A 26214-nucleotide genomic window follows, 5' to 3' on the forward strand; every position below is an offset into this window, starting at 1 on the left:
CCTTTACTGCCAATTAAGTAACACGACCCCTGATAGTAATAAAAGAATCCCGATAAGCCCTTTGGCATTCAGATCTTCCTTGAACCATTTTACTCCGATCACTGTCGTCAGCACCGTGCCCGCCCCGCTCCAAGTCGCATAGGAGAGGCTCAGGGGAATATGGTTTAAAGTCAGGGACAGCATATAAAAGGCGAGGGAATAGCCAATAACGACCAAAGCACTTGGCTTCCACTTTTTGAAGCCATCAGATACTTTCAGCATGGCTGCTCCTATCGATTCCGAACATATGGCAATCGTGAGGAATATATATCCTATCAACATCATGAATTCTCCTCACTATATTTTTAGATTAGAAAAAAACTTCAGCTAGAAAAATATTAGTGTATGCCTATGTATGAGTCAAGAGATTCATTTTCACACACTTAAAAAGACCCCTTTTTAAGGGGTCTTTTGCGTTTAATAATAATAAGGGAACGGGGCATACGGATAATAGGGGTATCCGCCATACAAATAAGGATTAAATAAAGCGCTTCCTATAAGCCCGCCTGCAAGGCCGCCGATAAACGGTCCTCCAAAAAATCCGAATGGCCGGCCAAAACCAAATCCATAACCAAATCCGGGTCTTCCAAACCCGTAACCGAACCCGAACGGTCTTCCAAACCCAAATGGTCTCCCGAATCCGAACGGTCTTCCAAATATTCTTGTATCTTCAGGGCTGAAATTTTCTAACTCGTTCATGTTTTCTTTCCTCCTGTAATAAAGTGTAGATGATGCAGTGTATTCACCCTGCCCGGATTTGATTGGGCGAATCGAGGAAAAGGAGGATGTGAACACATTGGGCCTGTATCAGTCTGACTGGTCAAAAGCACCGCCCCACGCACATGCTTATCATGTCAAAACAACGAGAGAACAGGGCCATTATCATCTCATTGAAGGGTTTACTCAGCCGGCAAACGGATCAAATACCGATCAGCATACACATTACTATACAGGGATCACTTCATTTGAAAACGGCCATTTTCATCGGTATTACGGAATCTCAGGGCCGGCGATTCCCTTAGCAGATGGCACACATTATCATGAAATCGAAGAAACGACGTATCTGGCCTATAACGAGCCGATTGAGATCCAGTATGGAGGGGTTGTGTACGATCCAGGAGATGACAGAAGAAAAACGCATCGTCATACCCTGAAAGGAAAGACAAGGGAAATTGTCGGCAATGAGCCGCTCGGCTGGTAGAAGGATGTTTACCGATGCAAAAAAAGGGCAAAATGGATAGGTGGTTATCCATGTTGAATGCTATAATGGGGGGAGATTTATAAAAGAGAGTGATACATATTGAATAATACGAAGCAGCCCGTTGTCATTTTAGTCGGACCGACGGCAGTGGGGAAAACCAATTTAAGTATTCAGCTAGCCAAATCCTTAAACGCGGAAATTATCAGCGGAGATTCAATGCAGATTTATAAAGGGATGGATATTGGAACAGCTAAAATTACCAAACAGGAGATGGAGGGAGTGCCCCACCATCTGATTGACATTTTAGATCCCCAAGACTCTTTCTCTACTGCCGATTATCAAAGCTTAGTAAGAAATAAAATCAGTGAGATTGCAAATAGAGGAAAGCTTCCGATGATTGTCGGCGGTACAGGGCTTTATATACAATCTGTGCTTTACGATTATACATTTACGGAAGAGGCAAATGATCCCGTGTTTCGAGAGAGCATGCAAATGGCTGCTGAGCGGGAAGGCGCTGACTTTCTTCATGCCAAACTTGCTGCAGCAGATCCCGAGGCAGCAGCTGCGATTCATCCGAATAATACAAGAAGAGTCATTCGCGCACTGGAAATTTTACATACGTCCGGAAAAACGATGTCCCAGCATTTGAAGGAACAAAAACGAGAACTTCTGTACAATGCAGTGTTAATCGGCCTGACAATGGATAGAGACACACTTTACGAAAGAATTAATCAGCGGGTCGATATGATGATGGAGTCAGGCCTTCTTCCGGAAGTGAAGCGCTTATACGACAAGAACGTGAGAGACTGTCAATCAATACAGGCGATAGGCTATAAAGAGCTGTATGCATATTTTGACGGTTTTGTGACACTTTCCGATGCTGTCGAACAGCTAAAGCAGAACTCGAGGCGGTATGCGAAACGCCAGCTGACGTGGTTTCGCAACAAAATGCAGGTCACATGGTTCGATATGACACCGCCTGTTGATATGGAGCTGAAAAAAAAGGAAATTTTCACACATATAGCAGGAAAACTCGAACTTTAATCGAAACTGTATGATATAGAGAATCAAGGAGGACGAAACATGAAACCGATTAATATTCAGGATCAGTTTTTGAATCAAATCCGGAAAGAAAATACGTATGTCACTGTTTTTTTGCTGAACGGCTTTCAGTTGCGGGGCCAGGTGAAAGGCTTTGATAACTTTACCGTATTGTTGGAATCGGAAGGTAAGCAGCAGCTTATATATAAACATGCGATCTCAACGTTTGCGCCGCAAAAAAACGTCCAGCTTGAACTCGAATAGATCAAAAAATGCCATGTCAAGACATGAGGAAAGGCTGCCGGGGGTTCCCGGCGGCCATTTTTAACATGAATCCACTTTTGCTCCAAGCTTTTTGTGTAAGCTGACCATGCTAAGGCACGGTCTTTTTTTATGAGAACAACATACGGAAGTGAAATTGGTATATTATGTATAAAATGAATTTGGGAGTGATCGACCTTGTTTGAAAGTGAAGCAGAACTGAGACGAATCAGGATTGCACTTGTATGGATAGCTGTCTTTTTACTGTTCGGGGCGTGCGGGAATCAAGATACCATTATTGAAACAGACAGCGGCAATTCAGACTATGAAACGCCTCAGCCCACCTCGTTTCCGCTTGAACATAACCATTTTGGCGTTATGGAGGACGGCTATATCAAAATTTATGAGTATAATGAGTCCCGCAATGAGGTAAAGCTGAAGAAAGAATACGCGGATGATGAACTTGAATAAAATTCACAAGCATTCGAATTTACAAAGCGGATGCCAGCCGCTAAACTAAATACAGACACAGATCAAACAGAGGGTGAAAACATGAAGCATAAAGTGATCGTGAATCATTGGGAAGAAATTTGCGAAGATGATTCTTGCTATGAATACGGAACAAGTATCATTGTGAACGGAAAAGAATTAATCAGAGAAGCGTCAATTATCACTGCTTTGAAGGCGGTTTTAGAAGAGATCGGCGCGGATGTTGAAATAGAAGAAACAGTAGAGAGCGAAAAATGCTGTGATAGCTTAAGAAAAAAAAATCTAGACTACTAAGCAGTTTTTTTTCATGTTATGATATACATCGGCTAAAAAACGACACCCCGAGTAGGACGAGAGATGATTCTCGTTCTGCTCTCTTTTTTGGGCCCTAATGAGTCTGCCCATTTGCCTGATTTGATCAAAATATGAATTTTTCATAAAAACGAATCTATATATTGTGTTTTTGCTAGAGGGTAGTATACTATATATAGTGTTAGTGATGAGAGATTCATATTTTTTGATAGGTCGTGATAAAACGTGGTACAAATCATATTTGATTCGAAAACAGGGAATGTTCAGCGGTTTGTGAATAAAACAGGCTTTCAGCAGATACGCAAGGTGGACGAAATGGACCACGTGGACACTCCGTTTGTTTTGGTCACCTACACGACAAACTTCGGTCAGGTACCGGCATCAACACAATCATTTCTCGAAAAATACGCCCATCTCTTATTAGGTGTCGCTGCGAGCGGCAACAAAGTATGGGGCGATAACTTTGCAAAAAGCGCCGATACCATTTCAAGACAATATCAGGTGCCGATCTTGCACAAATTTGAACTCAGCGGCACATCTAAAGACGTTGAATTGTTTACTCAGGAGGTAGAAAGAGTTGTCACAAAATCAAGTGCCAAAATGGATCCAGTTAAATAACGAAATCATGATCCAAAAAGATGGAAAATTCCAGTTTGATAAGGATAAAGAGGCTGTACATAGCTATTTTGTAGACTATATCAATCAAAACACAGTGTACTTTCACGATTTAAAAGAGAAGCTGGATTATTTGATTGAAAACCAATACTACGAAGAGGAGTTCTTAAGCCTTTATTCTTTTGAAGACATTAAAGAAGTGTTTAAGACAGCTTACGCAAAGAAGTTTCGTTTTCCTTCCTTCATGAGTGCGTTTAAATTTTATAATGACTATGCTTTGAAAACGAATGACAAGAAAAGAATCCTCGAGCGTTATGAGGACCGGATCTCAATTGTTGCGCTGTTCTTCGCAAACGGCGACACTGAGAAAGCAAAGGAATATGTGCACCTGATGATCAATCAGGAATATCAGCCGAGCACACCGACATTTTTGAACGCCGGCAGAAAACGCCGCGGTGAACTTGTGAGCTGCTTCTTGCTCGAAGTTAATGATTCTTTAAACGACATTTCAAGAGCGATCGATATCTCCATGCAGCTTTCTAAACTGGGCGGAGGGGTTTCTCTTAACCTGTCCAAGCTTCGCGCGAAAGGTGAAGCCATTAAAGATGTTGAGAATGCGACAAAAGGCGTTGTAGGCGTCATGAAGCTTCTTGATAACGCGTTCCGTTATGCTGACCAAATGGGACAAAGACAAGGGTCCGGCGCGGCGTATTTAAACATTTTCCACCGCGATATCAATGATTTTCTTGATACGAAAAAGATTTCTGCGGATGAAGATGTGCGTGTCAAAACGCTTTCGATCGGTGTTGTCATTCCGGATAAGTTCGTTGAGCTTGCACGCGAGGACAAAGCGGCTTATGTATTCTACCCGCACACGATTTATAAAGAGTACGGCCAGCACATGGATGAGATGGACATGAACGAAATGTACGACAAGTTTGTCGACAACCCTCGGGTGAAAAAGGAAAAAATCAACCCGCGGAAACTGCTTGAAAAATTGGCGATGCTTCGTTCTGAATCAGGCTATCCATACATCATGTTCCAAGATAACGTGAATAAAGTGCATGCGAATAACCATATTTCGAAGGTCAAATTTTCTAACCTTTGCTCTGAAGTGCTGCAGGCATCTCAAGTTTCTTCATACACAGACTATGATGAAGAAGATGAAATCGGTCTGGATATTTCCTGCAACCTGGGCTCGCTTAACATTCTCAATGTCATGGAGCATAAATCAATCGAAAAGACAGTCAAGCTTGCGACAGACTCTTTAACACACGTGTCTGAAACAACTGACATCCGTAATGCGCCTGCTGTAAGACGGGCAAACAAAGCGATGAAATCAATCGGCCTCGGTGCTATGAACCTTCACGGCTACCTTGCGCAAAACGGCATTGCGTATGAAAGCCCGGAAGCGCGTGACTTTGCAAACACGTTCTTTATGATGGTGAACTTCTACTCCATCCAGCGTTCTGCGGAAATCGCAAAAGAGAAGGGCGAAACGTTTGATCAATATGAAGGCTCAACCTATGCGACAGGTGAATACTTTGACAAATACGTTTCTACTGATTTCTCACCGAAATATGAAAAAATCGCTAATTTGTTTGAAGGTATGCATGTCCCGACGACAGAGGACTGGAAAAAGCTAAAAGCATTTGTGGCTGAACACGGTATGTATCACAGCTACAGATTATGCATTGCGCCAACAGGCTCTATCTCATACGTCCAATCAAGTACGGCGTCTGTTATGCCGATTATGGAACGCATTGAAGAACGAACATACGGCAACTCAAAAACGTACTACCCAATGCCTGGGCTTGCATCTAATAACTGGTTCTTCTATAAAGAAGCCTACGATATGGACATGTTCAAGGTTGTGGATATGATCGCCACTATCCAGCAGCACATTGATCAGGGAATCAGCTTTACATTGTTCTTAAAAGACACAATGACGACCCGTGATTTAAACCGAATCGATCTGTATGCACATCATAGAGGAATTAAAACCATTTACTATGCAAGAACGAAAGATACTGGGCAAGACAGCTGCCTTTCTTGTGTTGTTTGATTAAAGGAGAGTTTATAGTGACAAAAATTTATGACGCAGCAAACTGGTCAAAGCATGAAGACGATTTTACCCAAATGTTCTATAATCAAAACGTGAAACAGTTCTGGCTTCCGGAAGAGATTGCTTTAAACGGCGATCTCCTCACATGGAAGTACCTCGGAAAAAACGAGCAGGACACTTATATGAAGGTACTGGCCGGACTTACGCTTCTTGATACAGAACAGGGGAATACGGGGATGCCGATCGTGGCTGAACACGTAGATGGCCACCAGCGGAAAGCGGTGCTGAACTTTATGGCGATGATGGAGAACGCTGTCCATGCGAAGTCGTACTCTAATATTTTCATGACCCTTGCACCGACTGAAACGATTAATGAAGTATTTGAATGGGTTAAACAAAATAAATATTTGCAGAAAAAAGCGCAAATGATTGTCGGGCTTTACAAAGCCATTCAAAAAGATGATGAAATTTCACTGTTCAAAGCGATGGTTGCTTCCGTCTATCTGGAAAGCTTCCTTTTCTACAGCGGTTTCTATTATCCGTTATATTTCTACGGACAAGGAAAACTGATGCAAAGCGGTGAGATCATTAACCTGATCCTTCGTGACGAAGCGATTCACGGCGTGTATGTCGGTCTCCTTGCTCAGGAAATTTATAATAAACAGACAGAAGAGAAAAAAGCAGAGCTTCGTGAATTTGCGATCGACCTTCTGAATCAGTTATATGAAAATGAGCTTGAATATACAGAGGACTTGTATGATCAAGTCGGACTCTCACACGATGTAAAGAAATTCATCCGCTATAATGCGAATAAAGCGCTGATGAACCTTGGATTTGATCCATACTTCGAAGAGGAAGACATTAATCCGATCGTTTTAAACGGATTAAACACAAAAACAAAATCACATGACTTCTTCTCTATGAAGGGGAATGGTTATAAAAAAGCGACAGTTGAGCCGCTTAAAGATGATGACTTTTATTTTGAAGATGAAAAAGAGCAGATATAATATCTGCTCTTTTCGGCTTGAAGGTTCAAATGAGGAGGACGCAGTACCCATGGGAAAAATGGACGAAATGATTTTAGTTGCCCCGCGCGATGATGTGTTTAAGAAAGAAAGCTTAACCTTCCAGGGCGTGTACAGTGAAGATAGCAGAGTAGCAGAAATCATGGCTCAGATTGAAGCGGCTTATCGTGAAATGAGAAGAGGGGACGCAGAAGAAGATCCGCGTTTCAAGCAGCCGATACCTTATGTCGTCATTAAGCGTGAAGATGAAGTTTTTCTTTACGAGCGGCTGGCTGGCGGCGGTGAATCACGACTGCACAACAAGCTTTCTCTCGGCTTTGGCGGCCATATGAACGCCATCGATGGGACAGCTTCATTTGCTGAAGTCTTAAAGCTGAACACAGACCGTGAGCTTGAGGAAGAACTGCAAATAAATGAAGAAGATAAACAGGCGATAGTCACACTGGGATTAATCAATGATGATGAAAACAGTGTTGGCAAAGTACATATCGGTATTCTTTCTGCGCTTCAATTAAAGCCTGGCGCACAAGTGGAAGTGAAGGAAAAAGAACAAATTGCGGGTAAATGGATGAAAGTCTCTGAATTAAAACAGGATGACATCTATAACCGTCTGGAAACATGGTCACAGTTTGTTGTTGATATTCTTGAATAAAAAAACCCGGTTTCTCGCGATGAGGAGCCGGGTTTTTTTATGAGACGCTCGTCCCCGTCTCGGCTATGATTCTAGGATCACAATAGCGTCAAAGCCGGCATTTTTCGCTCTGGCAGCGAGGGTGTCTGCATTGTCTTTGGATGAAAATGCGCCAATCTGCACTTTGTAAAATCCGTCCTTTAAAAGGACAATCGAGTCAAAACCTTTGGCTTCGGCTTTACTTGCGAGCGAGTCGGCATTCGCTTTGACTTTAAATGCGCCGATTTGAACCTTATATAACCCTGAGCTGGAAGTCTTTTTAAGGTTAAAGGCTTGCTCCAGCCCGTTTGCATGTCCTCTCGCTAAGCTTTGAATAAAACTGCTCGTTTTCAGCTTATTTGCATCGGCAACGGTATCAATGAAGCCGTTCTCGGTCAAGAGGGCAGGCATTGCCGACTCCCTTAGGACGTGGAAGTTCGCTGTTTTTTTGCCGCGATCGGCAAAGTCGACAGCTTGTATCACTTCAGAGTGAATTGTCGATTGATAAGTCGTCGTCGGGGCTCCTACACCTGGATAAATATAGCTTTCAAAACCTGTGCCTCCCCCGGAATTAACGTGAATGGACAAAAAGAAATCTGCACCCCAGTTATTTGCGGCATTTGTCCGGTCGTTTAAGCTGACATATTGGTCGCTTGTCCGGCTCAGCAGCAAAGAAACGCCTTCATATTCATTAGTTAATATCGTACGTAAGGCTAAAGCGATTTGCAGGGTTAACGTTTTTTCCTGAAGGCCATTACCTGTTGCGCCTGGATCAGACCCGCCATGGCCAGGATCAATAAAAATTTTAACCATTTTTCATCACCTCATTACAGGATATGAAAAAACACGGCTTCTGCTTGTACGATTATCATTCAACTGAAAAATGAGGAAATAACCCTTTCAAATACGGAAATTATTTCTCGGGAAAGCGCACAATCCAACATGAAGCGACAACAGATACGGTCCGACATGAAATATGTGCATATGCCATATGTTTGTATGTACTATGGGTTCGGTTAATCTGCACTGAGTCCTGCTGGTTTTAAGCTTTGCGTTCATATTAAATCAAGCATTTGAAACGTAAATTGATGAGAAAAGCTCCTTTCATTAAAGACACCACTTATAAATAAAAAAAGAAAAACACTTCAGGTATCTTAAGGCGGGTAATACGCTTCGTACAAAAAACAGCCCGTTGCATGAAAAATGGATTGGCGAATGGAGAAAATAATGAGAAAGAAGTTCACCATAATACTCTGACAAAATGATTAAAAACAAAATCTCATGGTTTGTCCACTCCATGTCCGTGAATACAATAAGAAATAAAGTATTTCTCGGGAAAGCGCAGGATTCCTTATTGTTCCCGAAAAAAGCAATTGTTTCGACACATGATAGGCGTTTGTCACAATCGGCATCCGCTTGAATATCATATAGAGAGAACAGAGAGGTGAAGATGTTGGAGCGCGCTGTGACTTATAAAAACAACGGACAGATCAACATTATTCTGAACGGGCAAAAGCAGGTGCTGACGAATGCTGAGGCAGAGGCGGAATATCAGGCTGCATTGCAAAAAAACGAAGCAAAGCACGGCATTTTGAAGGAAATCGAAAAAGAGATGAGCGCATTAGTTGGGATGGAGGAAATGAAACGCAACATCAAGGAAATATACGCCTGGATTTTTGTGAATCAAAAACGCGCGGAGCAAGGCTTGAAGGTTGGAAAGCAAGCGCTGCACATGATGTTTAAAGGAAATCCGGGAACGGGAAAAACGACGGTTGCACGGCTCATCGGCAAGCTGTTCTTTGAAATGAATGTCCTGTCAAAAGGTCACTTAATAGAAGCGGAGCGGGCTGACCTGGTCGGGGAGTATATCGGACACACCGCCCAAAAGACGAGAGATTTAATCAAAAAGTCATTAGGTGGCATTTTGTTTATAGACGAAGCCTACTCGCTGGCAAGAGGCGGCGAAAAGGACTTTGGGAAAGAAGCGATCGACACACTTGTCAAGCATATGGAAGACAAACAGCATGAGTTTATTTTGATACTCGCCGGATATTCACGGGAAATGGATCATTTTCTCTCGTTAAATCCCGGACTCCAATCAAGATTTCCCATCTCCATTGATTTTCCGGATTATTCTGTGACCCAGCTCATGGAGATTGCGAAACGAATGATCGATGAAAGGGAATACCAGCTCAGTCAAGAAGCTGAATGGAAATTGAAAGATTACTTAATGACAGTGAAAAGCACGACAAGTCCCATTAAATTCAGCAATGGACGTTTTGTCAGAAATGTGATCGAAAAATCGATCAGAGCACAAGCCATGAGGCTTTTAATGGGAGACCAATACTTAAAAAGCGACTTGATGACCATCAAAAGCCAAGATCTTTCCATTAAAGAAGAAGCATCTGGATCTGCATAGACCTCTCAGTTTGTGAGAGGTCTGTTTTTTGCTCGTATTTCCGCTTTTCAAAGCAATCGATTTGTGGTATACACATGCAGGGTTTGGTATGATAATACTACTGCCCAATATGCAAAAGAAAGGAACATCCATTTGAACGAACAAGAAACGATTCAGGAGAAAGCCATTTTAGTCGGATGTCAGCTGCCGCATATCACGGATGAGCATTTTGAAAATTCTATGGAAGAGCTAGCATCTCTGACGAAAACAGCAGACGGAAAAGTACTGACCAGCGTCACACAAAAACGGAACAGGGCTGACGCCGCTACATATATAGGAAAAGGGAAGGTAGAAGAGCTGAAGGCACTGGTGGAAGAGCTTGAAGCTGATCTCCTCATCTTTAATGATGAACTGTCGCCAAGTCAGCTGAAGTCATTGGCAACAGCAATTGAAGTGAAGATGATTGACCGCACGCAATTGATATTAGATATTTTTGCAAAGCGGGCGAGAACGAGAGAAGGCAAACTTCAAATTGAGCTGGCTCAGCTGCAATATGCACTGCCGCGTCTGACGGGACAAGGGATCAACCTTTCCCGGCAAGGCGGTGGAATTGGGGCAAGAGGTCCCGGGGAAACGAAACTGGAAACCGACCGCCGCCATATCAGAAATCGCATTCATGAAATCAACACACAGCTTTCCACTGTCATTCGCCATAGAAGCCGATACCGTGAAAGAAGAAAGAAAAACGGTGTGCTTCAAATTGCGCTTGTCGGCTATACAAACGCAGGGAAATCAACATGGTTCAACCGCCTGACGAGTGCTGACAGCTATGAAGAAGACCTCCTGTTTGCCACGCTGGACCCGATGACCAGAAAAATGGTCCTGCCAAGCGGCTACAGTGTTCTTCTTTCAGATACAGTAGGATTTATTCAGGATCTTCCAACGACATTGATTGCTGCATTCCGCTCAACGCTTGAGGAAGTAAAAGAAGCGGATTTAATTCTGCATTTAATTGATTCTTCAAATGAGGATTATGCGGGACATGAAAAAACAGTGCTTCGGCTGCTTGAGGAGCTTGAAGCAGATGATATCCCGATGCTGACGGCTTACAATAAACGTGATCAAAAACTGCCTGATTTTATACCGTCCGCCGGAAGGGATCACATTATGGTCAGTGCGAAATTTGAGGACGACGCTGCAGCCTTTAAAGAAGCGATTCAGCGCTATTTGCGCCAAGAACTGTTAACGTCTTTTGAAGCACACGTGCCGGCAAGTGAAGGGAAGCTCCTTTCCAGAATCAAATCGGAAACGATGGTAGACCGCTTCTATTTTAATGAAGAAAATGAACAGTATGACATATCCGGCTATGTCCAAGAAGAGCAAAGTATCATCGGTGAATTAAAGAAGTATATGTAGGAAGGAAATATAAAGACATGTTTGACACATTAACACACGGAGAATTATTGAAGAAAACGGCAATGGAAGTGGAAGCGGACATTGCCGGCATTCATAAACAAATAGAAGAAATCAGCGAGCGAAATGAGTGGAGAGTGCTTCAAAGCTATAGAAAACACAAAGTAAGCGACACTCATTTCACGCCGTCTACTGGATACGGCTATGATGATATCGGAAGAGACACGCTTGAAAGCATATATGCGGATGTGTTTGGCGGAGAAGCGGGGCTTGTAAGGCCGCAAATCATTTCAGGCACACATGCCATCTCAATTGCTTTGTTCGGTGTCCTCAGACCGGGGGACGAGCTCCTTTATATCACGGGCAAGCCGTATGATACGCTAGAGGAAATTGTGGGCGTCAGGGGTGGAGAAAACGCTGGATCGTTAAAGGATTTTCAAATCGGCTATAATGCGGTTGATCTGACGAAAGACGGAAAGATAGACTATGATGCAGTCGCAGCTGCGATCAATCCGAAGACCAAAGTAATCGGCATTCAGCGCTCAAAAGGATATGCGAATCGCCCTTCTTTCTTAATTAGTGAAATAAAAGAAATGATCCGTTTTGTAAAAGAAATCAATGAAAACCTGATCGTCTTTGTGGACAACTGTTACGGAGAATTTGTGGAAGAGCTTGAGCCTTGCCATGTCGGAGCCGATCTGATGGCGGGATCTCTCATAAAAAATCCGGGCGGCGGCCTTGCGAAAACAGGCGGCTACCTCGTCGGAAAAGCGAAATGGATTGAAGCTTGCTCATACCGTATGACGTCACCCGGTATCGGCAGAGAAGCAGGGGCATCTCTTTACTCGCTTCAAGAAATGTACCAAGGCTTCTTTTTGGCTCCTCACGTTGTGTCTCAAAGCTTAAAGGGAGCGGTATTTACAGCGAGATTCCTTGAAAAACTCGGCTTCACTTCAAACCCGAAATGGGATGCGAAAAGAACGGATTTAATACAATCCGTTGAGTTTTCAGACAGAGAAAAGATGATTGCTTTTTGCCAGGCTATTCAATATGCATCGCCAATCAATGCTCATGTGACGCCTTATCCAGCCTACATGCCGGGATACGAGGATGATGTCATTATGGCAGCAGGGACGTTTATTCAAGGAGCAAGCATCGAATTATCAGCTGATGGCCCTATCCGCCCGCCATATGTAGCGTATGTTCAGGGAGGATTAACCTATTCGCATGTGAAGAATGCCATATGCAGTGCAGTGGATTCATTGATGGAAAAGCAATTAATTTAAATTTTTTAAAAATTTCTCTGGATTTGATGTTAAGAATCCTTACATCGTATTGACACAAAATATAACATCACCTATAATGAAACTAAGTTAAGAAAAGGAGGAAATTGAGATGAGTGATAATATTCGCCGCTCAATGCCTTTATTTCCAATAGGAATTGTCATGCAGTTAACTGAGTTATCAGCAAGACAAATTCGATATTATGAGGAAAATGGACTGATATTTCCAGCCAGAAGTGAAGGGAATAGACGATTATTTTCATTTCATGATGTAGATAAACTGTTAGAAATCAAGCACCTGATAGAACAAGGTGTAAACATGGCAGGAATTAAACAGATTCTGGCGAAAGCCGAAGCCGAGCCAGAGCAAAAACAAAGCGAGAAGACGAAAAAACCAATGAAACATGATCTGTCCGATGACGAACTGAGACAGCTCCTGAAAAACGAGCTCATGCAAGCCGGCCGTTTTCAAAGAGGGAATACATTCCGTCAAGGCGACATGTCCCGCTTCTTTCATTAATCCGTTAGCAACTGTTTTGCTATATACATTTACCTTTTAAGAGGAGGAATTTTACCAAATGGCAAAGTACACTAGAGAAGATATCGAAAAATTAGTAAAAGAAGAAAACGTGAAGTATATCCGTCTTCAATTTACTGACATTCTTGGAACAATCAAGAATGTTGAGATTCCTGTAAGCCAGCTTGGAAAAGCGCTTGATAATAAAGTCATGTTTGACGGTTCTTCTATTGAGGGATTCGTTCGTATCGAAGAGTCAGACATGTACCTGTATCCAGATCTAAATACATTTGTTATCTTCCCATGGACAGCTGAAAAAGGTAAAGTAGCACGTTTCATCTGTGATATTTATAATCCGGATGGCACACCTTTCGAAGGTGACCCGCGAAACAACTTAAAACGGATTCTGAAAGAAATGGAAGACCTCGGCTTCAGTGATTTTAACCTTGGACCTGAGCCTGAATTCTTCTTATTCAAATTGGACGAAAAAGGCGAGCCAACGCTTGAACTAAACGACAAAGGCGGATATTTCGACTTAGCTCCAACTGATTTAGGAGAAAACTGCCGCCGCGATATCGTACTTGAGCTTGAAGAGATGGGCTTTGAAATCGAAGCGTCTCACCACGAAGTAGCACCTGGTCAGCACGAAATCGACTTTAAATATGCTGGAGCAGTCCGCTCTTGTGATGACATCCAAACATTTAAACTAGTTGTCAAAACAATTGCCCGCAAACACGGCCTGCATGCGACATTTATGCCAAAACCATTGTTCGGTGTGAACGGTTCAGGTATGCACTGCAATCTATCACTCTTCAAAAATGGTGTTAACGCATTCTTTGACGAAAACGCAGATCTTCAGTTAAGTGAAACAGCGAAACACTTCATTGCAGGTATCGTGAAGCACGCAACAAGCTTTACAGCAGTAACAAACCCGACAGTAAACTCATACAAACGTCTTGTTCCTGGCTATGAAGCACCTTGCTATGTAGCATGGAGCGCGCAAAACAGAAGCCCGCTTATCCGTATCCCGGCTTCTCGCGGCATCAGCACACGTGTTGAAGTACGCAGCGTAGACCCAGCTGCAAACCCATACCTTGCACTTAGCGTATTGCTTGCTGCAGGATTAGACGGAATCAAAAACAAACTGGAAGCGCCGGCTCCAATCGACCGCAACATCTATGTGATGAGCAAAGAAGAGCGCATGGAAAACGGAATCGTTGACCTTCCAGCAACACTTGCGGAAGCACTAGAAGAATTCAAATCAAACGAAGTCATGGTCAAAGCGCTGGGCGAGCACCTATTCGAACACTTCATCGAAGCAAAAGAAATCGAATGGGATATGTTCCGCACGCAAGTACATCCTTGGGAACGCGAACAGTATATGTCTCAGTATTAATCTTTCAATCCCTTGGCACTATTGGTGTCAAGGGATTTTTTGATTTTGATTAATAGAATGATGAATTAGTATTTTTGGTCAATGACCAAATTATGACCAAAAATATTTGGAGTTAGAAATCTAACTGTACGATTGACGAGACGTAATTCTCGTAATTCTTTATTGGGTTTTGGTCAAGTTTTTTACTTACATGGGAATAAACATCGGCGGTTACCATCATACTTTTATGACCTAAGCGCTCTTGAATATATTTCATGTCTGCACCCGATTCTAAAAGTAATACAGCATGTGTGTGCCGCAATGCATGGATTGGCATTTTATCAATGTTTGCTCGTTTTAAAATGCGATTAAATGCATTGAAGAGGGTAGACTTCGGTAAGAAATTCCCGTCAACGCGACTAAAAACTAAGCTAAGATCATGCCTATAATCATCTTGTAACATTTGTTTGTTCTCAAATTGCCACTTCTTATGTTTTTGTAAAGCCGCAGAAAGTGAGGCGCCGATTGATATTCTTCTTTTGGATTCATAAGTTTTAGTTTCGCCGAAGAGTTCATCAGCTGTTTTTGCAGAGAAATCTAAGGTATTTTTAATGTCTATGTAATTCTCTCTTAAATTGATATCTGTCCATTGAAGAGCTGCAGCTTCACCTTACGCATACCAGTCTCTATGAGCGTTCTAAAAAAGATGTAATAAATATAGTTATACTTATATGCTTCCTGAAGGAATTTCGGAATATCTTCAGAAAGCATGTATTCGAGTGTACCTTTTTTCTTTTCATTCTTATTTGATATTGTGGCCCCGTAACAAGGGTTTTTTGCTAATTTTCCTATGATGACAGCTTTACTAAAAGCGTTAAACATTGTACCGTGTATAATTTCTACAGTGCGTTTGCTGTACCCCTGATCAGTTAAAAAGTTAAGGAATTTTTGATACATAATAGGTTTAATATCTGTAATCTTGATGTTTTTGAAGTAAGGAAGAATATGATTCTTGATGTTTCGTTCGTGGAGTTCATATGTATTCTTTCTAACGGTGTCTTTTTTGTATTCATGTAGCCAACTAAATAAAAATTGCTCAAGCGACATGGTTTCTGTATCAAATTCAAATCCAGCAGCTATTTGCTTTTCTTGTTCGGCAGCAGCTTTTTGAGCTTCTTTCTTTGTTTTAAAACCACTTTTTGATTTTATTTTGTATTTGAGAGTAAAAGGGTCCTTAAAGGAGACACGATATTCCCACTTGTCTCCTCTTTTTCTGAATGTAGCCACGCGATCACTCCTGTAGGGGAAGAAAGCATGACAATTATTCACTATAACTATTCGGAAACGGAGTTAAAAGAAATTCTGGACAGCATGATCATTATTGTGGATACGAGAGAGCAAAAGAATCAGCATGTTCTTGATTATCTCCGTAAAAAGAAAGTGGCAATCAAATTCAAAGGAATGAAAACCGGCGATTACTCGGCCATGATTCCCAAGAATGATGAATTTGGAATCAGCCGTGATATGTATTTGAATGCAGCCATTGAACGAAAAAATGGAGTGGACGAGCTGGTGCAGTCGATTAAAGATCGTTCTCGTTTTGCAAATGAATTGATTCGAGCACCCAGGCATCCATTCACTCTTCTTGTGGAAGACCTGGAAGGGTACCAAAAGATACTCAACGGAAAATATCGTTCAAAGTATGAACCTAAAGCGCTGCTGGGCAGCTTGAAAACATTTGAGGTTCGTTACGGATTTTCAACTGTTTTTCTTAGCCCTAACGCTACCGGAAATTACATTTACCATCACTTTCATTATATGGCCCGGGAACTGCTGAAAGGCGGACTTGTGTAAATCTGAATAAAACAATCAAAGGGAGGAAGGTAACGTGGCATTTGTAGGTTTTGAAGAATCGAAGGAAGTACGGCAGCTGGCTGAAAGCATAATTGACGAGCATCACCCGCATTTAAAAGACGCTAAACAGCAAATAGGTTTTTATCTCCGTGAGGGTAACAGCAATGGGCAGGAAAGGCGAAGAAATGCACGGCTTTTGAGCGCCATGGTTTATGGGATACAGGCATTGAAACATTTGCCGAAGCTGTCCGGGAGGCTGACTATCAAATGAATTTTGAAGATGTGAACAGAGAGCAACGGCTTCAGAGGGTGAAATAAAAAAGAAGCAAGGAGCTATTTTGCTCCTTACTCTTTTGGAGGTAAAAGTTTATTTATGTGTTCTAGGAATTGACCAGCTGAATTTCCAAGCCCTAATAGTTTAGTTAATTTATCAATTACTTTAAAGAAACCTTTAACTTCAGGTGAACTTGATTCAGTTTGAAAGGAATCTGCATTTAAGAATATTGAACCTAATGTTTGTTCTAGGACCTCTTCAATACCATTTGGTCCGGTAATTGCATATTGTGTTAAAGCGTCTCTAATTAAATTTAATTTGTTTATTGCAATAAGTTTTAGTTTTTCAGGGAGCGTAGAAACACTGAAAAGATGGGTCAACTCTTCGATTTCTGAAATGAGAGAGTTAATTTGTTCTGAGTCAAGTTCATTTGTTGAAAACTCATTAAGTAGAGATATAGCTTCACCTATATAACCAAAGGCGGTAAGTGTCTCTTTATTAATATGGTTATAAAAATTTTCCATTGTACCGTTTTTTAAATTAATACTAAAAATTCCTAATTCAATCTTGTTTAAAAAACGGATGTTTTTTTCTGTGTTTAAACGGGGGTGAGATTCAATAATGGATCTACTTGTCCTAATAGATTCCAACAATAATGAAAGTGAGCTTAATAATGAAGGTGTATCATCCTCATCTATTTCAAATACTTTTGCCCAAGTTTTTCGGTAAGAAGTAGAATTAAGACTACCACCTATTTTATATGCTGAATCCAGCAAACTATGTACACGTAAAACAACATTATCGTTATTCATCCTTCTTATCCTCCTACAATATCTGAATTAATAATACCATATTTGGTTGAAAATTGTAGTAGGATTTGCGAGTGTGTATTCCTAGGTTGATGATGAAATCGGAAAGGGTCTTACGCAGATAATATTTATAAAGGATAAGCAATAGAATACTAAGGAGGCAAACATGATATATGTGTTTATAGTAATCTTCATCATTGCTTCCTCATTAATCTGGATAAAAATTGTAGAAAGAAGTATCCAGGAATGGGAAAAAGAAAAATGAACGAATGGAGGGAAGAGGTGTCAATGGCACAGCTATCTTTTCTTGATGATGTGGACGAAAAAGCTGTTCGTAAAATAGTTATCAAAGAATTGAAAAATTATCGCGCGCTCAAAGTCCAATTAGAAAATAAAAAAGAGTGTTCATCTACAGGCATTAATATTTTCCCTCCCCTCCGAGATTCGTTTACCGTTAATGAAACTAAAGGTGAAGCAGATGGAACGGGCTTTAAAAAACAGCCTGGACGATGAAGAACGTTTGATCATTGAAAAGAAATACCTTACTGCAGCCAAGGTGAAGGACATCAATATTTATATAGAACTCGGCATGAAGAAGGACACCTATTATGAAATAAAACAGCGTGCCATTCTATGTATTGCCACAGCACTCGGAATTATCTGAGTGCTTTTCTTTTTTTATGTATAATAAAAAAACGTTATTGAGGTGAAATATGAAGAAAATTAAGAAGAGTACGGAAGATTTCTCAGACTTTAAACCACTTATACATTTTATGAGAAGAGGAGAAATTCCTTTATTGCACCATTATGAAAAAAATAATTTAAATTTTGAGTATGGTTTTTTTCTTGGTCTTGACGTAGTAATGCCACTATATAAAGTTTTAGACTTTCCTGCCCAGGACTTAAAAACTGCATGGGGAAATACACAAACTTATATAAATGATGCTTTGGAAATTCTTGAAGAGCAATATTTTGAGGAGATTGATAAAGATAACATCACTATTGATGTTGATAGAGAACAAATATCATATATCATAGATAAATTAGAAAATATACCTGCCCGATGTTATCCGATTTACTTAATTACTACCGGCACGGGTGATAATGAGAGATTAGTTTATGTTGGTAAAACATCATCAGAGAACCATAGATTTGCAGGGGGACATCTTGCAGCTTTAAAGTTAAATGATCCTAAATACGATGGATTAGAAAAAAATATATATTTTGGTTGTTTGACTTTCCTAGATGTACATAAGAAGCATGTACCATTAGAATGGATAAGTCCTTTTGATTATTGTAAAGAGTTACTTGAAAGTGTTGAAGCCAGTTTGATTTATCATTTTCAACCAGAGTTGAATACTGAACATACTAAACGACATAATTCTAAAATACCTATACATCTGATGATTGAAAACTGGACAAGAAAAACTAAATTTTTGCATTATACACAAATTGATTCATAACACTGGGAAGCCTTCAAGATTTTGAAGGCTTTTTTTATCGACAAATTCCCGATAAAACAGGGTACAACGCTCACAGGTCCAAATGTGTTTTTCACACGCCACAATCTCACCCGATATCACTTCGCGCGAGTAATCAATGAGAAATTGTTTGATTGTCTTCATACGTTTTTAAACTCCTTCTCCGCAGCCGTCTTTTCCGGCTCAGGCACAATGTTTTCACCCTGCAAAGGGCCTTTCGTATGTTTAAATTGGGTCATCCAGTATAGGAACCGGCGGGCTTTTTCATCATCAAACACATAAGGAAACTCCCTTGCGCTTGGTTCGGTTATGTCCGAAAAATGCTCAGTTTTCTGGTGGTCATTGTGGCAAATATCGTAGATACAATCCTCAATCTGAACGGTGTCCTTACATTTGGAACCGTTCTTTTTTATATCGCCAATGAGGGGCTTTCCATTACGGAGAACCTTGCACAAATCGGCGTTAAGATTCCGGCTGCCATTACTGACCGTCTTCATGTAATCGAAAATGACAATGACCAAACAAATGAAAAGGATGAACAGGCTGCTGGGTAACCCAGCGGCTTTTTCTATATCAAAAATAAAGGAGAGAACACTTATGACAATCACAGTGAAAAAGAATCTTGTATCAGAAGCTAAATACGCTTTGAAATGCCCTAATCACATGGACGCTGAATACATCACCATCCACAATACAGCGAATGACGCGTCAGCTGCCAATGAAATCAGCTATTTGATCGGAAATACTAGCTCGACAAGCTTTCATTTTGCCGTTGATGACAAAGAGGTTATTCAAGGGCTACCGTTAAATCGCAACGCATGGCACACAGGAGACGGCACCAACGGCAGCGGGAACCGTAAGTCGATTGGTGTCGAAATTTGTTATAGTAAATCGGGAGGCGCTAAATACTACGCTGCTGAAAAATTGGCTATTAAATTTGTGGCGCAGCTGCTCAAAGAGCGCGGCTGGGGTATTGATCGTGTGCGCAAGCATCAAGACTGGAACGGCAAGTATTGGCCGCACCGTATTTTGTCAGAGGGAAGATGGGACGAGGTTAAGGCTGCCATCGAAGCAGAATTGAAGGCTCTGGGAGGGAAAACAACTTCTAAACCGACATCATCTGCTTCTAAAGCTTCTGGGGGCACTTACACAGTCAAAAAAGGCGATACTCTTTCCGCAATTGCAAAAGAGCATGGGGTGAGTGCGGCGAACCTTCAGAGCTGGAATAACATTAAAGACCCGAATAAAATCACAGTAGGCCAAAAGTTAAAGTTTAAAGGGCTCCAGCACTAAATCAAGTAACAAAAAAACGTCATATGCGCTGCCTTCTGGCATCTATAAAGTCACAAGCCCTATGCGAAAAGGGGATGACGTAAGGCAGATTCAAAGAGCTCTTGCTGCTCTTTATTTCTACCCGGATAAAGGGGCAAAGAATAACGGTATTGATGGCGTGTATGGTCCGAAAACAGCAAATGCGGTCAAACGGTTCCAGTCAGTAAATGGCCTGACTGCTGACGGTATTTATGGACCTAAGACTAAAGCGAAAATTGAAGCGAAATTGAAGTAATAAAAGAGCCTCTCATATAATGAGGGGCTCTAAATTGCAATCCTTTGACTTAATCGTCCCAGTCTTCATCATCAATCCAGTCGTCTTTCGCTTCTTCAAGCTCTTCTATTAAAAACTCTAGGAATGTGCTACCAACTTGTTTACCATATCCCTCTTGGTTATCCCAAAGGATGACAGGGCATTCTCCTTCTTTCATCTTGTTAGTGTCAAGACAATAAGAAAATTCATCAACATATTCGATCACTACAAGACCATCGAAAAGGTTATAATATTTTTTATATTCATTGGTCTGTTCGACAACTTCAGCACCGTGAGAGTCATATCCGAGTATCATTGTCCCGTATGCTCCCCCTGAACCATACTCAGTTAAAAACCATTTATAGCTTTCTGGAAGGGTTACATTAAGATCCTCTTCTATTTCTCTAACCTGATCTTCAGTGACTCCCCCGGTGAGAATTGAATTTTCTTTATTTTCATCAAAGAAAGTTTTCACTTTTGAATAATCCATTAAATTTTCACCTCTTATTCTTGGTTCTCAAATTGCTGAGCTCTCCATCTCCAATACCTTCTCCTAAAGCTTTTATATTGTTTATCAAGTACTGGATCGTTTCTAAAACTTTGTCCATTCTCTTTTAATCCATGCAAAACATCACTGTACTTATTGTGCCAGCTTTCAGGTATCTCGAGCATATTGCCAGGCTCTTCTTGAATCAAATGATGCAAATTAATTTGGGTTCCATCTTTTGCAAAAGGAGCATTACCATTTTTCATTAGTTGAAGATTCGTAAGGCCTTTCCGATTTTTTTGATTAAGATCAATATCTTTCATTGTATAGACTCTACGGCTTACATCTCTAGGTTGCCCTTTAACTTTTACCTTGCCGCCTATTTCGTATGCTTCATATTTTTCTTTATTTAACCAAGGGACATTTACTTTCTGACCTGTAAATGGCTTTCTTGTTTCATCTAATTTTTTAGCAAGCTGAAGCAGCCTGTCTTTTGCGCTCACATCATTGATGACATTATAAGGCATGCCGCCTGCTACAACAACATCTTCTCGCATGACAAACGGTTTGATTGATGTTAGTGGATCAGGAGTTTCATCCAGTTTTTTAGACACTTTCTTAACTGCTGCTTTTCCGGCTGTTTTCACTCCAATTTTAGCAACTGAACCAGCACCTTTTAAACCAAAGATGTTTACTGCGGCATATGTAAACCAGTGAGCCTTTGATTCTGTGTCTCCGTTCTTTACATCTCTAACATAGGAGGTTATTATTGCATCTTTAATTGAATTATACGTGGAATCATAGTGATAAACTGCAACTGCAGAATTAATAAGCATGTCGACAGGATGATTATGTGCCATATAGTCTAATGTTTCAGCTGTCATATCATAAAGAGCTGTAACAGTACCTTTGGCTCCAGCCATCAACTCACGTGTGTTTTCAATTTGTGTGAAATACCTCTGTTGATCTTTAGTAAGATTCTCAAAACCAATGGTTTTTGCCATTGAGTAAAATTCATCGGCATCCGCATAATCGTAGTTTTTTAGTCTTTTTTTCAGTTTTTCAATCTCTCGGTCTTTTTCTTCCTTCTTCTTAATCGTCAAATAAGCTTCTGTACGTTTTTCAATATCGCCTTTTTTCTTATGTATGTCACTTTCACGGTACGCCTTGGCGTTGTAGTGAATAGGTGTAGCATTTTTGCCCTTGCCTGTGGATTCCTCAAGCTTTTGGAAGTCTTGCTTGATGAATTGCTCGTTAGGCTCTTGCTGGGCATATTCAGTAACAAGTGCTTCGTCCACACTACCTAGTTTGTCGACTGTTTTTTTGCGTTTGTCCTCCGCATTGGCGAGTTCGTCTTTGAAGTTTTCTGTCGAGAACAAATCAAGCGGAAGTATATCGTCAATATCATTTAAGATATCCTTCATGGCTTTCTTTTGTTCTGACATAATAGATTTTGATTTTGTGTAGGCGTTAGCCAGCTCGTGTTCTAAGAAGGATTCTTCTATATAAGCATCAGATAAGCTGGCGTCCTCTAGAGTGCCTGAAATGCTTGTCAAGAAAGCAATTTTCATATCAAGTAAGTCAATCCAATTGTCAGCTACACCTGCATGGTCTTGATAAAATGTTTTAATGTTGTCGGCGCCTTTGCCGGAAAATTCACTGTCATCTAAATCAGCTACAGCTTTAAAAGCCTTTTTTAGATTGACCATCTGACTTCTTAATTCTTTGTATTCCTTTGCACGTCTATCTGCTTCTGAAAGCAGTGATTTGGCTTCAAATACTTTCATGATCATATCCTTTCGTTTGAATAGCTCCAACAAGATTTTACCATGGGAAAATGAAGAAATAGACACGGATGTGATTCAAAAGTGAGAAATGATTAATTTGATCTGTGTCATTTTACCTATCTGAATTAATTGAAGACCGTTTACGAAGTCAGGCGGTTCCAGTCCGTGCATGGATATCGCATAACAAAAATAGCCCTTTAGCACCTTACTTTTTTTGTTAAAATGATGAAAACAGCAAGGGGAGATAATATGGCATTACTACGCTTTATAAGTTTATATGGAATAGCCATCATAATACTGATGGTCATAGCGAATTTTGCTCCTTTTTTGGCGATGCCATTATACTATGTTGCCATGGCTACGTTAGTCTTTCTGATTGTTTATCTAATATATTATTATTCCCAAAAGTTTAGAGGGAGGAAAAAGTAAACAAGCAAAAAGAATTCCAAATATATTTTTGCGCAAACTTCGCACAAAATATGGTTATAAATCCTATTAAATCATTGATTTAATAGGGGTGATTAACTCCCTCCTAGGTAGTAAGCATATTATTCATAAAACATGCTTTTGACCAAAATTAAGACCAAAATTTGACCAAAAAAATTAACTAATCATACTTAATGTATTACAAATCTAAACGAATGAATTTGCTGAAACGCTTGATAAGTAAGGGTTTTGATTGTTATAGATTAGCTCTTTTATCTAAAGAATCATGTTTAGAACGCAAGTACATCCTTGGGAACGCGAACAGTATATGTCTCAGTATTAATCTCTCAATCCCTTGGCACTATTGGTGTCAAGGGGTTTTTTGATTTATAATATAAATCATGTGCGACCCCACAAAACATCCACAAAAAATCAATAATAATTGGGGAGACATCTCTTACAGTTGCCAGAAATTTTTAAACAAAGATCACAATTTACAGCAAAGTACACGGTCTATCACAAATGAATTTAAAAAAGTGTTGTCAGTAAAGAAGGAATTTCAAGACTTATCGAAATGGATAAGTCTTTTTCTTTGTACTAAATTTTCAATTAGGAAAATAATTCTATGCTTAAGGAAAGCAATACGCATAAATAATTCGACAAATTCTGTGATAATTCCATTGTTCAATACTTCTACCAACAATAATAAGATGAGTAAGGTGGATGTTTATAGATTGACGCAATTACCAAATAAATCCATAATTACGATGAAATCTAAATCAATTTTCAAAAAGGAGATTTCTATGAAAAAATTGACTATCTTTTCCGGGGGATTAGGAGTGGTTTTTTCTGTACTGGCTCAACTGTTTGCGGTTATAGATGACTCTTACACTTTGGGGAATTTATGGTTTTTAGGTGCTTTGGCGGGAATTATAACCATGCTTGCTTCAATCCAGACAAATAATAAACCAATCTTCAGCATTTTATTAATTTCTAGTTCAGTAATAGGTCTACTTGGAACTGGTCTTGTATACATCATACCAACACTGTTCAATATAATAATAATTTATAAATTTTTAAAAGTAAGCCAATGGTAAAATAAAGGTTCTTTTTTTATTTAGTATCCCTTTGACAAGGTCAGTAATGATGTTTATGCTTGCAACTGGTCCACACAGCTGGGGCATCCGTGGGCATGATTATCGAACGCCATGTTTCTAGGATACTGGAATTGAAACATTTGCTGCTGCATTTCGTGAAGCTGATCACCAAATGACCATTTCCATAGAGGCACGTCTAAAGAAGCTATCATAGGAGGACAACACTGTGTGGAAAGCTTTAAGTCAATTACTCAAGAAACAGAAAAATCAAAGTCCACTCGATGAGGGTTATATACAGATTCCAGAAAAGGATATAAATCAATAATTAAAGCAAATGATATTTGAGTTGGAGAGCCTGGGGGAAGTAGTATCGAAAAAGCTGCAGAATAAGTATATAGATGTTTTTGAAGCACAGGGTAAACCAAACCTAAGCATCAAAATTTGTAGAGACATAGATGGAGATGTGCTAAATGATTTTACAGCTGAGAGATGTTTTGAAAAAGAATATCGTTCACAAATAGCAATTAATTACTATAGAACCTGCAATAGTCTGTGATGAAGAATTAGACTGTTTCACAATGGATTTGTGGTATTACTACGGTGGATATAAAGGGACGGGTTATGGAACATTATTCGATTTAAATAATAATGACTTAGAAAAAGAAATTGAAGAAACGCTAATATTTTTACTCAATGACAAACAATTCGAGAAATAAAAAAGAAAGCCGCAAAGGGCTTTCAATCAACGTTCATTTGCATAGTTGTCTTGATCGTTGTCTTGATCTCTGTCCATTTTATGTTGGTAAGCAGGGTGGGGAACTAGGCACTCCATTCAGATATTTCTTTCTTAACTCAGTCAATTTTTAAACGTTTCTTCACTTATTTTCCATTAATTGGAAAAATAAAAAAATAAAGAATAATTGAATTTTTTTGTTATATTAAATATATAACGTTGGATAATATGAAAGGTGGTTAAGAAATGAAATTTGATAATGTTTTAGATTCAACATCTCCATATGGGCCTCAAGGTCTTTTGGAAAAAGAGGGGCTTTTAATATCTACTAGATTCTGGGCAAATACTCAAGCGGATATTCTTACAGGATCGGGTTTACCTGTGAGCAATGAAGAGATGAAAACTTATCTGGCTATACCGAATGACGTTGGAATTCCTCAAGATTTTCAAAAAATATATGATGTTTTTAATGAATATAAACAGTTGTGTAACTGGTGGATGAAGAATTTATTCAGCAGTGTTCTTAATATGGTTAACGATATTAATAATATTGGATCTTTTGCAACTAGAACGATTAATAGGGATATAAAATTATTACAAATAATGTCTAACGATAGCAATGAACAAGGAAGACAAGAGGCTGCGAAGCAATTTCAGTCTTCCTGTTCAATGCTTGCTGGAGAACTCAATCAACACCAACAGTCTATGAAAGAGGTTCAAAACCAATTAAATTCCCTTCTTCAAGGTAGTAACGACTGTATAGGTGTTAGACAATTGAATAATTCTTTAGAAAAAGAAGTCGCATATTTAGATTCACAGTATAATGATGAGAGTGAGATACATGATTCAATAAATATGTTCTTAGGATTAAAAAAATATTGGGTATATTTGTTGAAGGTCATGATATTAATGAGAAAGTAAAATTCAGCTTTGATCTAGGGCCTTTATTTGGTTTTATTGTATCTGAAATATTAGAG

The 26214-nt window shown here is 39.9% G+C and carries 27 protein-coding genes and 6 pseudogenes; 23 read left to right on the top strand and 10 right to left on the bottom strand.

Annotated features, from left to right (window positions below):
• Positions 1–3: 3 nt before the first annotated feature.
• Positions 4–321, bottom strand: a complete 318-nt coding sequence (gene ebrA / locus AC0OMA_RS09455; protein WP_015483253.1) for a multidrug efflux SMR transporter subunit EbrA — start codon at positions 319–321, stop codon at positions 4–6.
• Positions 322–456: 135 nt separating this feature from the next.
• Positions 457–738, bottom strand: coding sequence for a hypothetical protein (locus AC0OMA_RS09460; protein WP_014664059.1), 282 nt, complete (start codon positions 736–738; stop codon positions 457–459).
• 88 nt (positions 739–826) lie between these two features.
• Here AC0OMA_RS09460 and AC0OMA_RS09465 point away from each other — a divergent pair, with 88 nt between their 5' ends.
• The 9 genes from AC0OMA_RS09465 (at position 827) to AC0OMA_RS09505 (ending at position 7700) form a co-directional block, all read left to right on the top strand.
• Positions 827–1240 (top strand): YmaF family protein, encoded by a 414-nt coding sequence (locus tag AC0OMA_RS09465; RefSeq protein ID WP_003231769.1) that lies wholly within the window; start codon positions 827–829, stop codon positions 1238–1240.
• Between the two features lie 99 nt (positions 1241–1339).
• On the top strand, positions 1340–2284 hold the full coding sequence (gene miaA / locus AC0OMA_RS09470) for a tRNA (adenosine(37)-N6)-dimethylallyltransferase MiaA (RefSeq protein WP_474222067.1): 945 nt from the start codon (positions 1340–1342) through the stop codon (positions 2282–2284).
• A gap of 39 nt (positions 2285–2323) precedes the next feature.
• Positions 2324–2545 carry an RNA chaperone Hfq gene (gene hfq / locus AC0OMA_RS09475; RefSeq protein ID WP_003221097.1) on the top strand — a complete coding sequence of 74 codons (222 nt, stop codon included), beginning with the start codon at positions 2324–2326 and terminating at the stop codon, positions 2543–2545.
• Between the two features lie 195 nt (positions 2546–2740).
• Positions 2741–3013 carry a YmzC family protein gene (locus AC0OMA_RS09480; RefSeq protein WP_014479841.1) on the top strand — a complete coding sequence of 91 codons (273 nt, stop codon included), beginning with the start codon at positions 2741–2743 and terminating at the stop codon, positions 3011–3013.
• Between the two features lie 81 nt (positions 3014–3094).
• Positions 3095–3325, top strand: coding sequence for a hypothetical protein (locus tag AC0OMA_RS09485; protein ID WP_003245262.1), 231 nt, complete (start codon positions 3095–3097; stop codon positions 3323–3325).
• A gap of 243 nt (positions 3326–3568) precedes the next feature.
• On the top strand, positions 3569–3961 hold the full coding sequence (gene nrdI, locus AC0OMA_RS09490) for a class Ib ribonucleoside-diphosphate reductase assembly flavoprotein NrdI (RefSeq protein WP_003231758.1): 393 nt from the start codon (positions 3569–3571) through the stop codon (positions 3959–3961).
• The gene (gene nrdE, locus AC0OMA_RS09495) at positions 3921–6023 is read left to right on the top strand and encodes a class 1b ribonucleoside-diphosphate reductase subunit alpha (protein ID WP_047182642.1); all 2103 of its coding nucleotides are present in this window, start codon (positions 3921–3923) and stop codon (positions 6021–6023) included. Before nrdI ends, nrdE begins: the two co-directional genes overlap by 41 nt.
• Before the next feature lie 17 nt (positions 6024–6040).
• A complete protein-coding gene (nrdF, locus tag AC0OMA_RS09500) occupies positions 6041–7030 on the top strand; it encodes a class 1b ribonucleoside-diphosphate reductase subunit beta (RefSeq protein ID WP_003231754.1) in 990 nt (329 codons plus the stop codon).
• A gap of 49 nt (positions 7031–7079) precedes the next feature.
• Entirely contained in the window at positions 7080–7700 is a 621-nt protein-coding gene (locus AC0OMA_RS09505) for an enzyme involved in deoxyribonucleotide synthesis (RefSeq protein ID WP_015383725.1), read from the top strand.
• A gap of 63 nt (positions 7701–7763) precedes the next feature.
• On the opposite strand, the gene cwlC is transcribed toward AC0OMA_RS09505, so the two are convergent.
• Positions 7764–8531, bottom strand: coding sequence for a sporulation-specific N-acetylmuramoyl-L-alanine amidase (gene cwlC / locus AC0OMA_RS09510; RefSeq protein WP_047182643.1), 768 nt, complete (start codon positions 8529–8531; stop codon positions 7764–7766).
• Positions 8532–9168: 637 nt separating this feature from the next.
• Between cwlC and spoVK the strand changes: the two genes are divergently transcribed.
• The 5 genes from spoVK (at position 9169) to glnA (ending at position 14725) form a co-directional block, all read left to right on the top strand.
• Positions 9169–10137: a stage V sporulation protein K gene (spoVK, locus tag AC0OMA_RS09515; RefSeq protein WP_003231746.1), complete on the top strand. Its 969-nt coding sequence runs from the start codon at positions 9169–9171 to the stop codon at positions 10135–10137.
• A 132-nt stretch (positions 10138–10269) separates the two neighbouring features.
• Positions 10270–11532, top strand: coding sequence for a GTPase HflX (gene hflX, locus AC0OMA_RS09520; RefSeq protein ID WP_015483254.1), 1263 nt, complete (start codon positions 10270–10272; stop codon positions 11530–11532).
• 17 nt (positions 11533–11549) lie between these two features.
• The gene (locus AC0OMA_RS09525) at positions 11550–12815 is read left to right on the top strand and encodes a methionine gamma-lyase family protein (protein ID WP_003231742.1); all 1266 of its coding nucleotides are present in this window, start codon (positions 11550–11552) and stop codon (positions 12813–12815) included.
• 109 nt (positions 12816–12924) lie between these two features.
• The gene (gene glnR / locus AC0OMA_RS09530; RefSeq protein ID WP_014476884.1) at positions 12925–13332 is read left to right on the top strand and encodes a transcriptional repressor GlnR; all 408 of its coding nucleotides are present in this window, start codon (positions 12925–12927) and stop codon (positions 13330–13332) included.
• A 58-nt stretch (positions 13333–13390) separates the two neighbouring features.
• A complete protein-coding gene (glnA, locus tag AC0OMA_RS09535; protein ID WP_003231737.1) occupies positions 13391–14725 on the top strand; it encodes a type I glutamate--ammonia ligase in 1335 nt (444 codons plus the stop codon).
• A gap of 112 nt (positions 14726–14837) precedes the next feature.
• On the opposite strand, the pseudogene AC0OMA_RS09540 reads toward glnA, so the two are convergent.
• Positions 14838–15991: pseudogene (locus AC0OMA_RS09540) on the bottom strand (site-specific integrase).
• Positions 15992–16018: 27 nt separating this feature from the next.
• Here AC0OMA_RS09540 and AC0OMA_RS09545 point away from each other — a divergent pair.
• Both AC0OMA_RS09545 and AC0OMA_RS09550 read left to right on the top strand, forming a co-directional pair.
• Positions 16019–16558, top strand: a complete 540-nt coding sequence (locus AC0OMA_RS09545) for an ERCC4 domain-containing protein (RefSeq protein ID WP_474222068.1) — start codon at positions 16019–16021, stop codon at positions 16556–16558.
• A gap of 34 nt (positions 16559–16592) precedes the next feature.
• Positions 16593–16829, top strand: a complete 237-nt coding sequence (locus AC0OMA_RS09550; protein ID WP_474222069.1) for a putative metallopeptidase — start codon at positions 16593–16595, stop codon at positions 16827–16829.
• A gap of 74 nt (positions 16830–16903) precedes the next feature.
• On the opposite strand, the gene AC0OMA_RS09555 is transcribed toward AC0OMA_RS09550, so the two are convergent.
• Positions 16904–17644: a hypothetical protein gene (locus AC0OMA_RS09555; protein ID WP_327840080.1), complete on the bottom strand. Its 741-nt coding sequence runs from the start codon at positions 17642–17644 to the stop codon at positions 16904–16906.
• Positions 17645–17923: 279 nt separating this feature from the next.
• Here AC0OMA_RS09555 and AC0OMA_RS09560 point away from each other — a divergent pair.
• Positions 17924–18305: pseudogene (locus AC0OMA_RS09560) on the top strand (ArpU family phage packaging/lysis transcriptional regulator).
• Positions 18306–18354: 49 nt separating this feature from the next.
• Positions 18355–19104, top strand: a complete 750-nt coding sequence (locus AC0OMA_RS09565; RefSeq protein ID WP_341116554.1) for a hypothetical protein — start codon at positions 18355–18357, stop codon at positions 19102–19104.
• Here the strand turns inward: AC0OMA_RS09565 and AC0OMA_RS09570 are convergent.
• Together AC0OMA_RS09570 and AC0OMA_RS09575 are read right to left on the bottom strand one after the other, a co-directional pair.
• The gene (locus AC0OMA_RS09570) at positions 19099–19266 is read right to left on the bottom strand and encodes a hypothetical protein (RefSeq protein WP_474222071.1); all 168 of its coding nucleotides are present in this window, start codon (positions 19264–19266) and stop codon (positions 19099–19101) included. The genes AC0OMA_RS09565 and AC0OMA_RS09570 overlap by 6 nt on opposite strands.
• Complete coding sequence (locus AC0OMA_RS09575; protein ID WP_327840393.1) at positions 19263–19400, bottom strand: hypothetical protein; 138 nt, start codon at positions 19398–19400, stop codon at positions 19263–19265. Before AC0OMA_RS09575 ends, AC0OMA_RS09570 begins: the two co-directional genes overlap by 4 nt.
• Positions 19401–19418: 18 nt before the next feature.
• Here AC0OMA_RS09575 and AC0OMA_RS09580 point away from each other — a divergent pair.
• Positions 19419–19676, top strand: a pseudogene (locus AC0OMA_RS09580) (phage holin family protein); the annotation flags it as partial.
• Between the two features lie 43 nt (positions 19677–19719).
• Positions 19720–20689, top strand: a pseudogene (locus tag AC0OMA_RS09585) (peptidoglycan-binding protein).
• A 49-nt stretch (positions 20690–20738) separates the two neighbouring features.
• On the opposite strand, the gene AC0OMA_RS09590 reads toward AC0OMA_RS09585, so the two are convergent.
• Both AC0OMA_RS09590 and AC0OMA_RS09595 read right to left on the bottom strand, forming a co-directional pair.
• Positions 20739–21197: an SMI1/KNR4 family protein gene (locus AC0OMA_RS09590; RefSeq protein WP_474222072.1), complete on the bottom strand. Its 459-nt coding sequence runs from the start codon at positions 21195–21197 to the stop codon at positions 20739–20741.
• Positions 21198–21211: 14 nt separating this feature from the next.
• A complete protein-coding gene (locus AC0OMA_RS09595) occupies positions 21212–22981 on the bottom strand; it encodes a T7SS effector LXG polymorphic toxin (RefSeq protein WP_474222073.1) in 1770 nt (589 codons plus the stop codon).
• Between the two features lie 1229 nt (positions 22982–24210).
• Between AC0OMA_RS09595 and AC0OMA_RS09600 the strand changes: the two genes are divergently transcribed.
• Positions 24211–24504: a hypothetical protein gene (locus tag AC0OMA_RS09600; protein ID WP_015483259.1), complete on the top strand. Its 294-nt coding sequence runs from the start codon at positions 24211–24213 to the stop codon at positions 24502–24504.
• 226 nt (positions 24505–24730) lie between these two features.
• A pseudogene (locus AC0OMA_RS09605) lies at positions 24731–24820 on the top strand (hypothetical protein); the annotation flags it as partial.
• 426 nt (positions 24821–25246) lie between these two features.
• Here AC0OMA_RS09605 and AC0OMA_RS09610 read toward each other — a convergent pair.
• Positions 25247–25378: pseudogene (locus tag AC0OMA_RS09610) on the bottom strand (excalibur calcium-binding domain-containing protein); the annotation flags it as partial.
• A 105-nt stretch (positions 25379–25483) separates the two neighbouring features.
• Here AC0OMA_RS09610 and AC0OMA_RS09615 point away from each other — a divergent pair.
• Positions 25484–26158, top strand: coding sequence for a hypothetical protein (locus AC0OMA_RS09615; protein ID WP_474222074.1), 675 nt, complete (start codon positions 25484–25486; stop codon positions 26156–26158).
• Positions 26159–26214: the final 56 nt, after the last annotated feature.

This window comes from Bacillus sp. AMCV2 (genome assembly GCF_056033925.1).

What these genes read in the sequence shown, in the direction of transcription:
- glnA (WP_003231737.1), top strand. Translation starts at nt 13,391, where the DNA reads ATGGCAAAGTACACTAGAGAAGATATCGAAAAATTAGTAAAAGAAGAA.
- AC0OMA_RS09555 (WP_327840080.1), bottom strand. Translation starts at nt 17,644, where the DNA reads ATGAATAACGATAATGTTGTTTTACGTGTACATAGTTTGCTGGATTCA.
- ebrA (WP_015483253.1), bottom strand. Translation starts at nt 321, where the DNA reads ATGTTGATAGGATATATATTCCTCACGATTGCCATATGTTCGGAATCG.
- AC0OMA_RS09525 (WP_003231742.1), top strand. Translation starts at nt 11,550, where the DNA reads ATGTTTGACACATTAACACACGGAGAATTATTGAAGAAAACGGCAATG.
- AC0OMA_RS09505 (WP_015383725.1), top strand. Translation starts at nt 7,080, where the DNA reads ATGGGAAAAATGGACGAAATGATTTTAGTTGCCCCGCGCGATGATGTG.
- hfq (WP_003221097.1), top strand. Translation starts at nt 2,324, where the DNA reads ATGAAACCGATTAATATTCAGGATCAGTTTTTGAATCAAATCCGGAAA.
- AC0OMA_RS09570 (WP_474222071.1), bottom strand. Translation starts at nt 19,266, where the DNA reads ATGAAGACAATCAAACAATTTCTCATTGATTACTCGCGCGAAGTGATA.
- AC0OMA_RS09590 (WP_474222072.1), bottom strand. Translation starts at nt 21,197, where the DNA reads ATGGATTATTCAAAAGTGAAAACTTTCTTTGATGAAAATAAAGAAAAT.
- AC0OMA_RS09545 (WP_474222068.1), top strand. Translation starts at nt 16,019, where the DNA reads ATGACAATTATTCACTATAACTATTCGGAAACGGAGTTAAAAGAAATT.
- AC0OMA_RS09565 (WP_341116554.1), top strand. Translation starts at nt 18,355, where the DNA reads ATGAAGAAAATTAAGAAGAGTACGGAAGATTTCTCAGACTTTAAACCA.
- cwlC (WP_047182643.1), bottom strand. Translation starts at nt 8,531, where the DNA reads ATGGTTAAAATTTTTATTGATCCTGGCCATGGCGGGTCTGATCCAGGC.
- glnR (WP_014476884.1), top strand. Translation starts at nt 12,925, where the DNA reads ATGAGTGATAATATTCGCCGCTCAATGCCTTTATTTCCAATAGGAATT.
- AC0OMA_RS09485 (WP_003245262.1), top strand. Translation starts at nt 3,095, where the DNA reads ATGAAGCATAAAGTGATCGTGAATCATTGGGAAGAAATTTGCGAAGAT.
- AC0OMA_RS09460 (WP_014664059.1), bottom strand. Translation starts at nt 738, where the DNA reads ATGAACGAGTTAGAAAATTTCAGCCCTGAAGATACAAGAATATTTGGA.
- AC0OMA_RS09600 (WP_015483259.1), top strand. Translation starts at nt 24,211, where the DNA reads ATGAAAAAATTGACTATCTTTTCCGGGGGATTAGGAGTGGTTTTTTCT.
- AC0OMA_RS09595 (WP_474222073.1), bottom strand. Translation starts at nt 22,981, where the DNA reads ATGAAAGTATTTGAAGCCAAATCACTGCTTTCAGAAGCAGATAGACGT.
- AC0OMA_RS09615 (WP_474222074.1), top strand. Translation starts at nt 25,484, where the DNA reads ATGAAATTTGATAATGTTTTAGATTCAACATCTCCATATGGGCCTCAA.
- spoVK (WP_003231746.1), top strand. Translation starts at nt 9,169, where the DNA reads ATGTTGGAGCGCGCTGTGACTTATAAAAACAACGGACAGATCAACATT.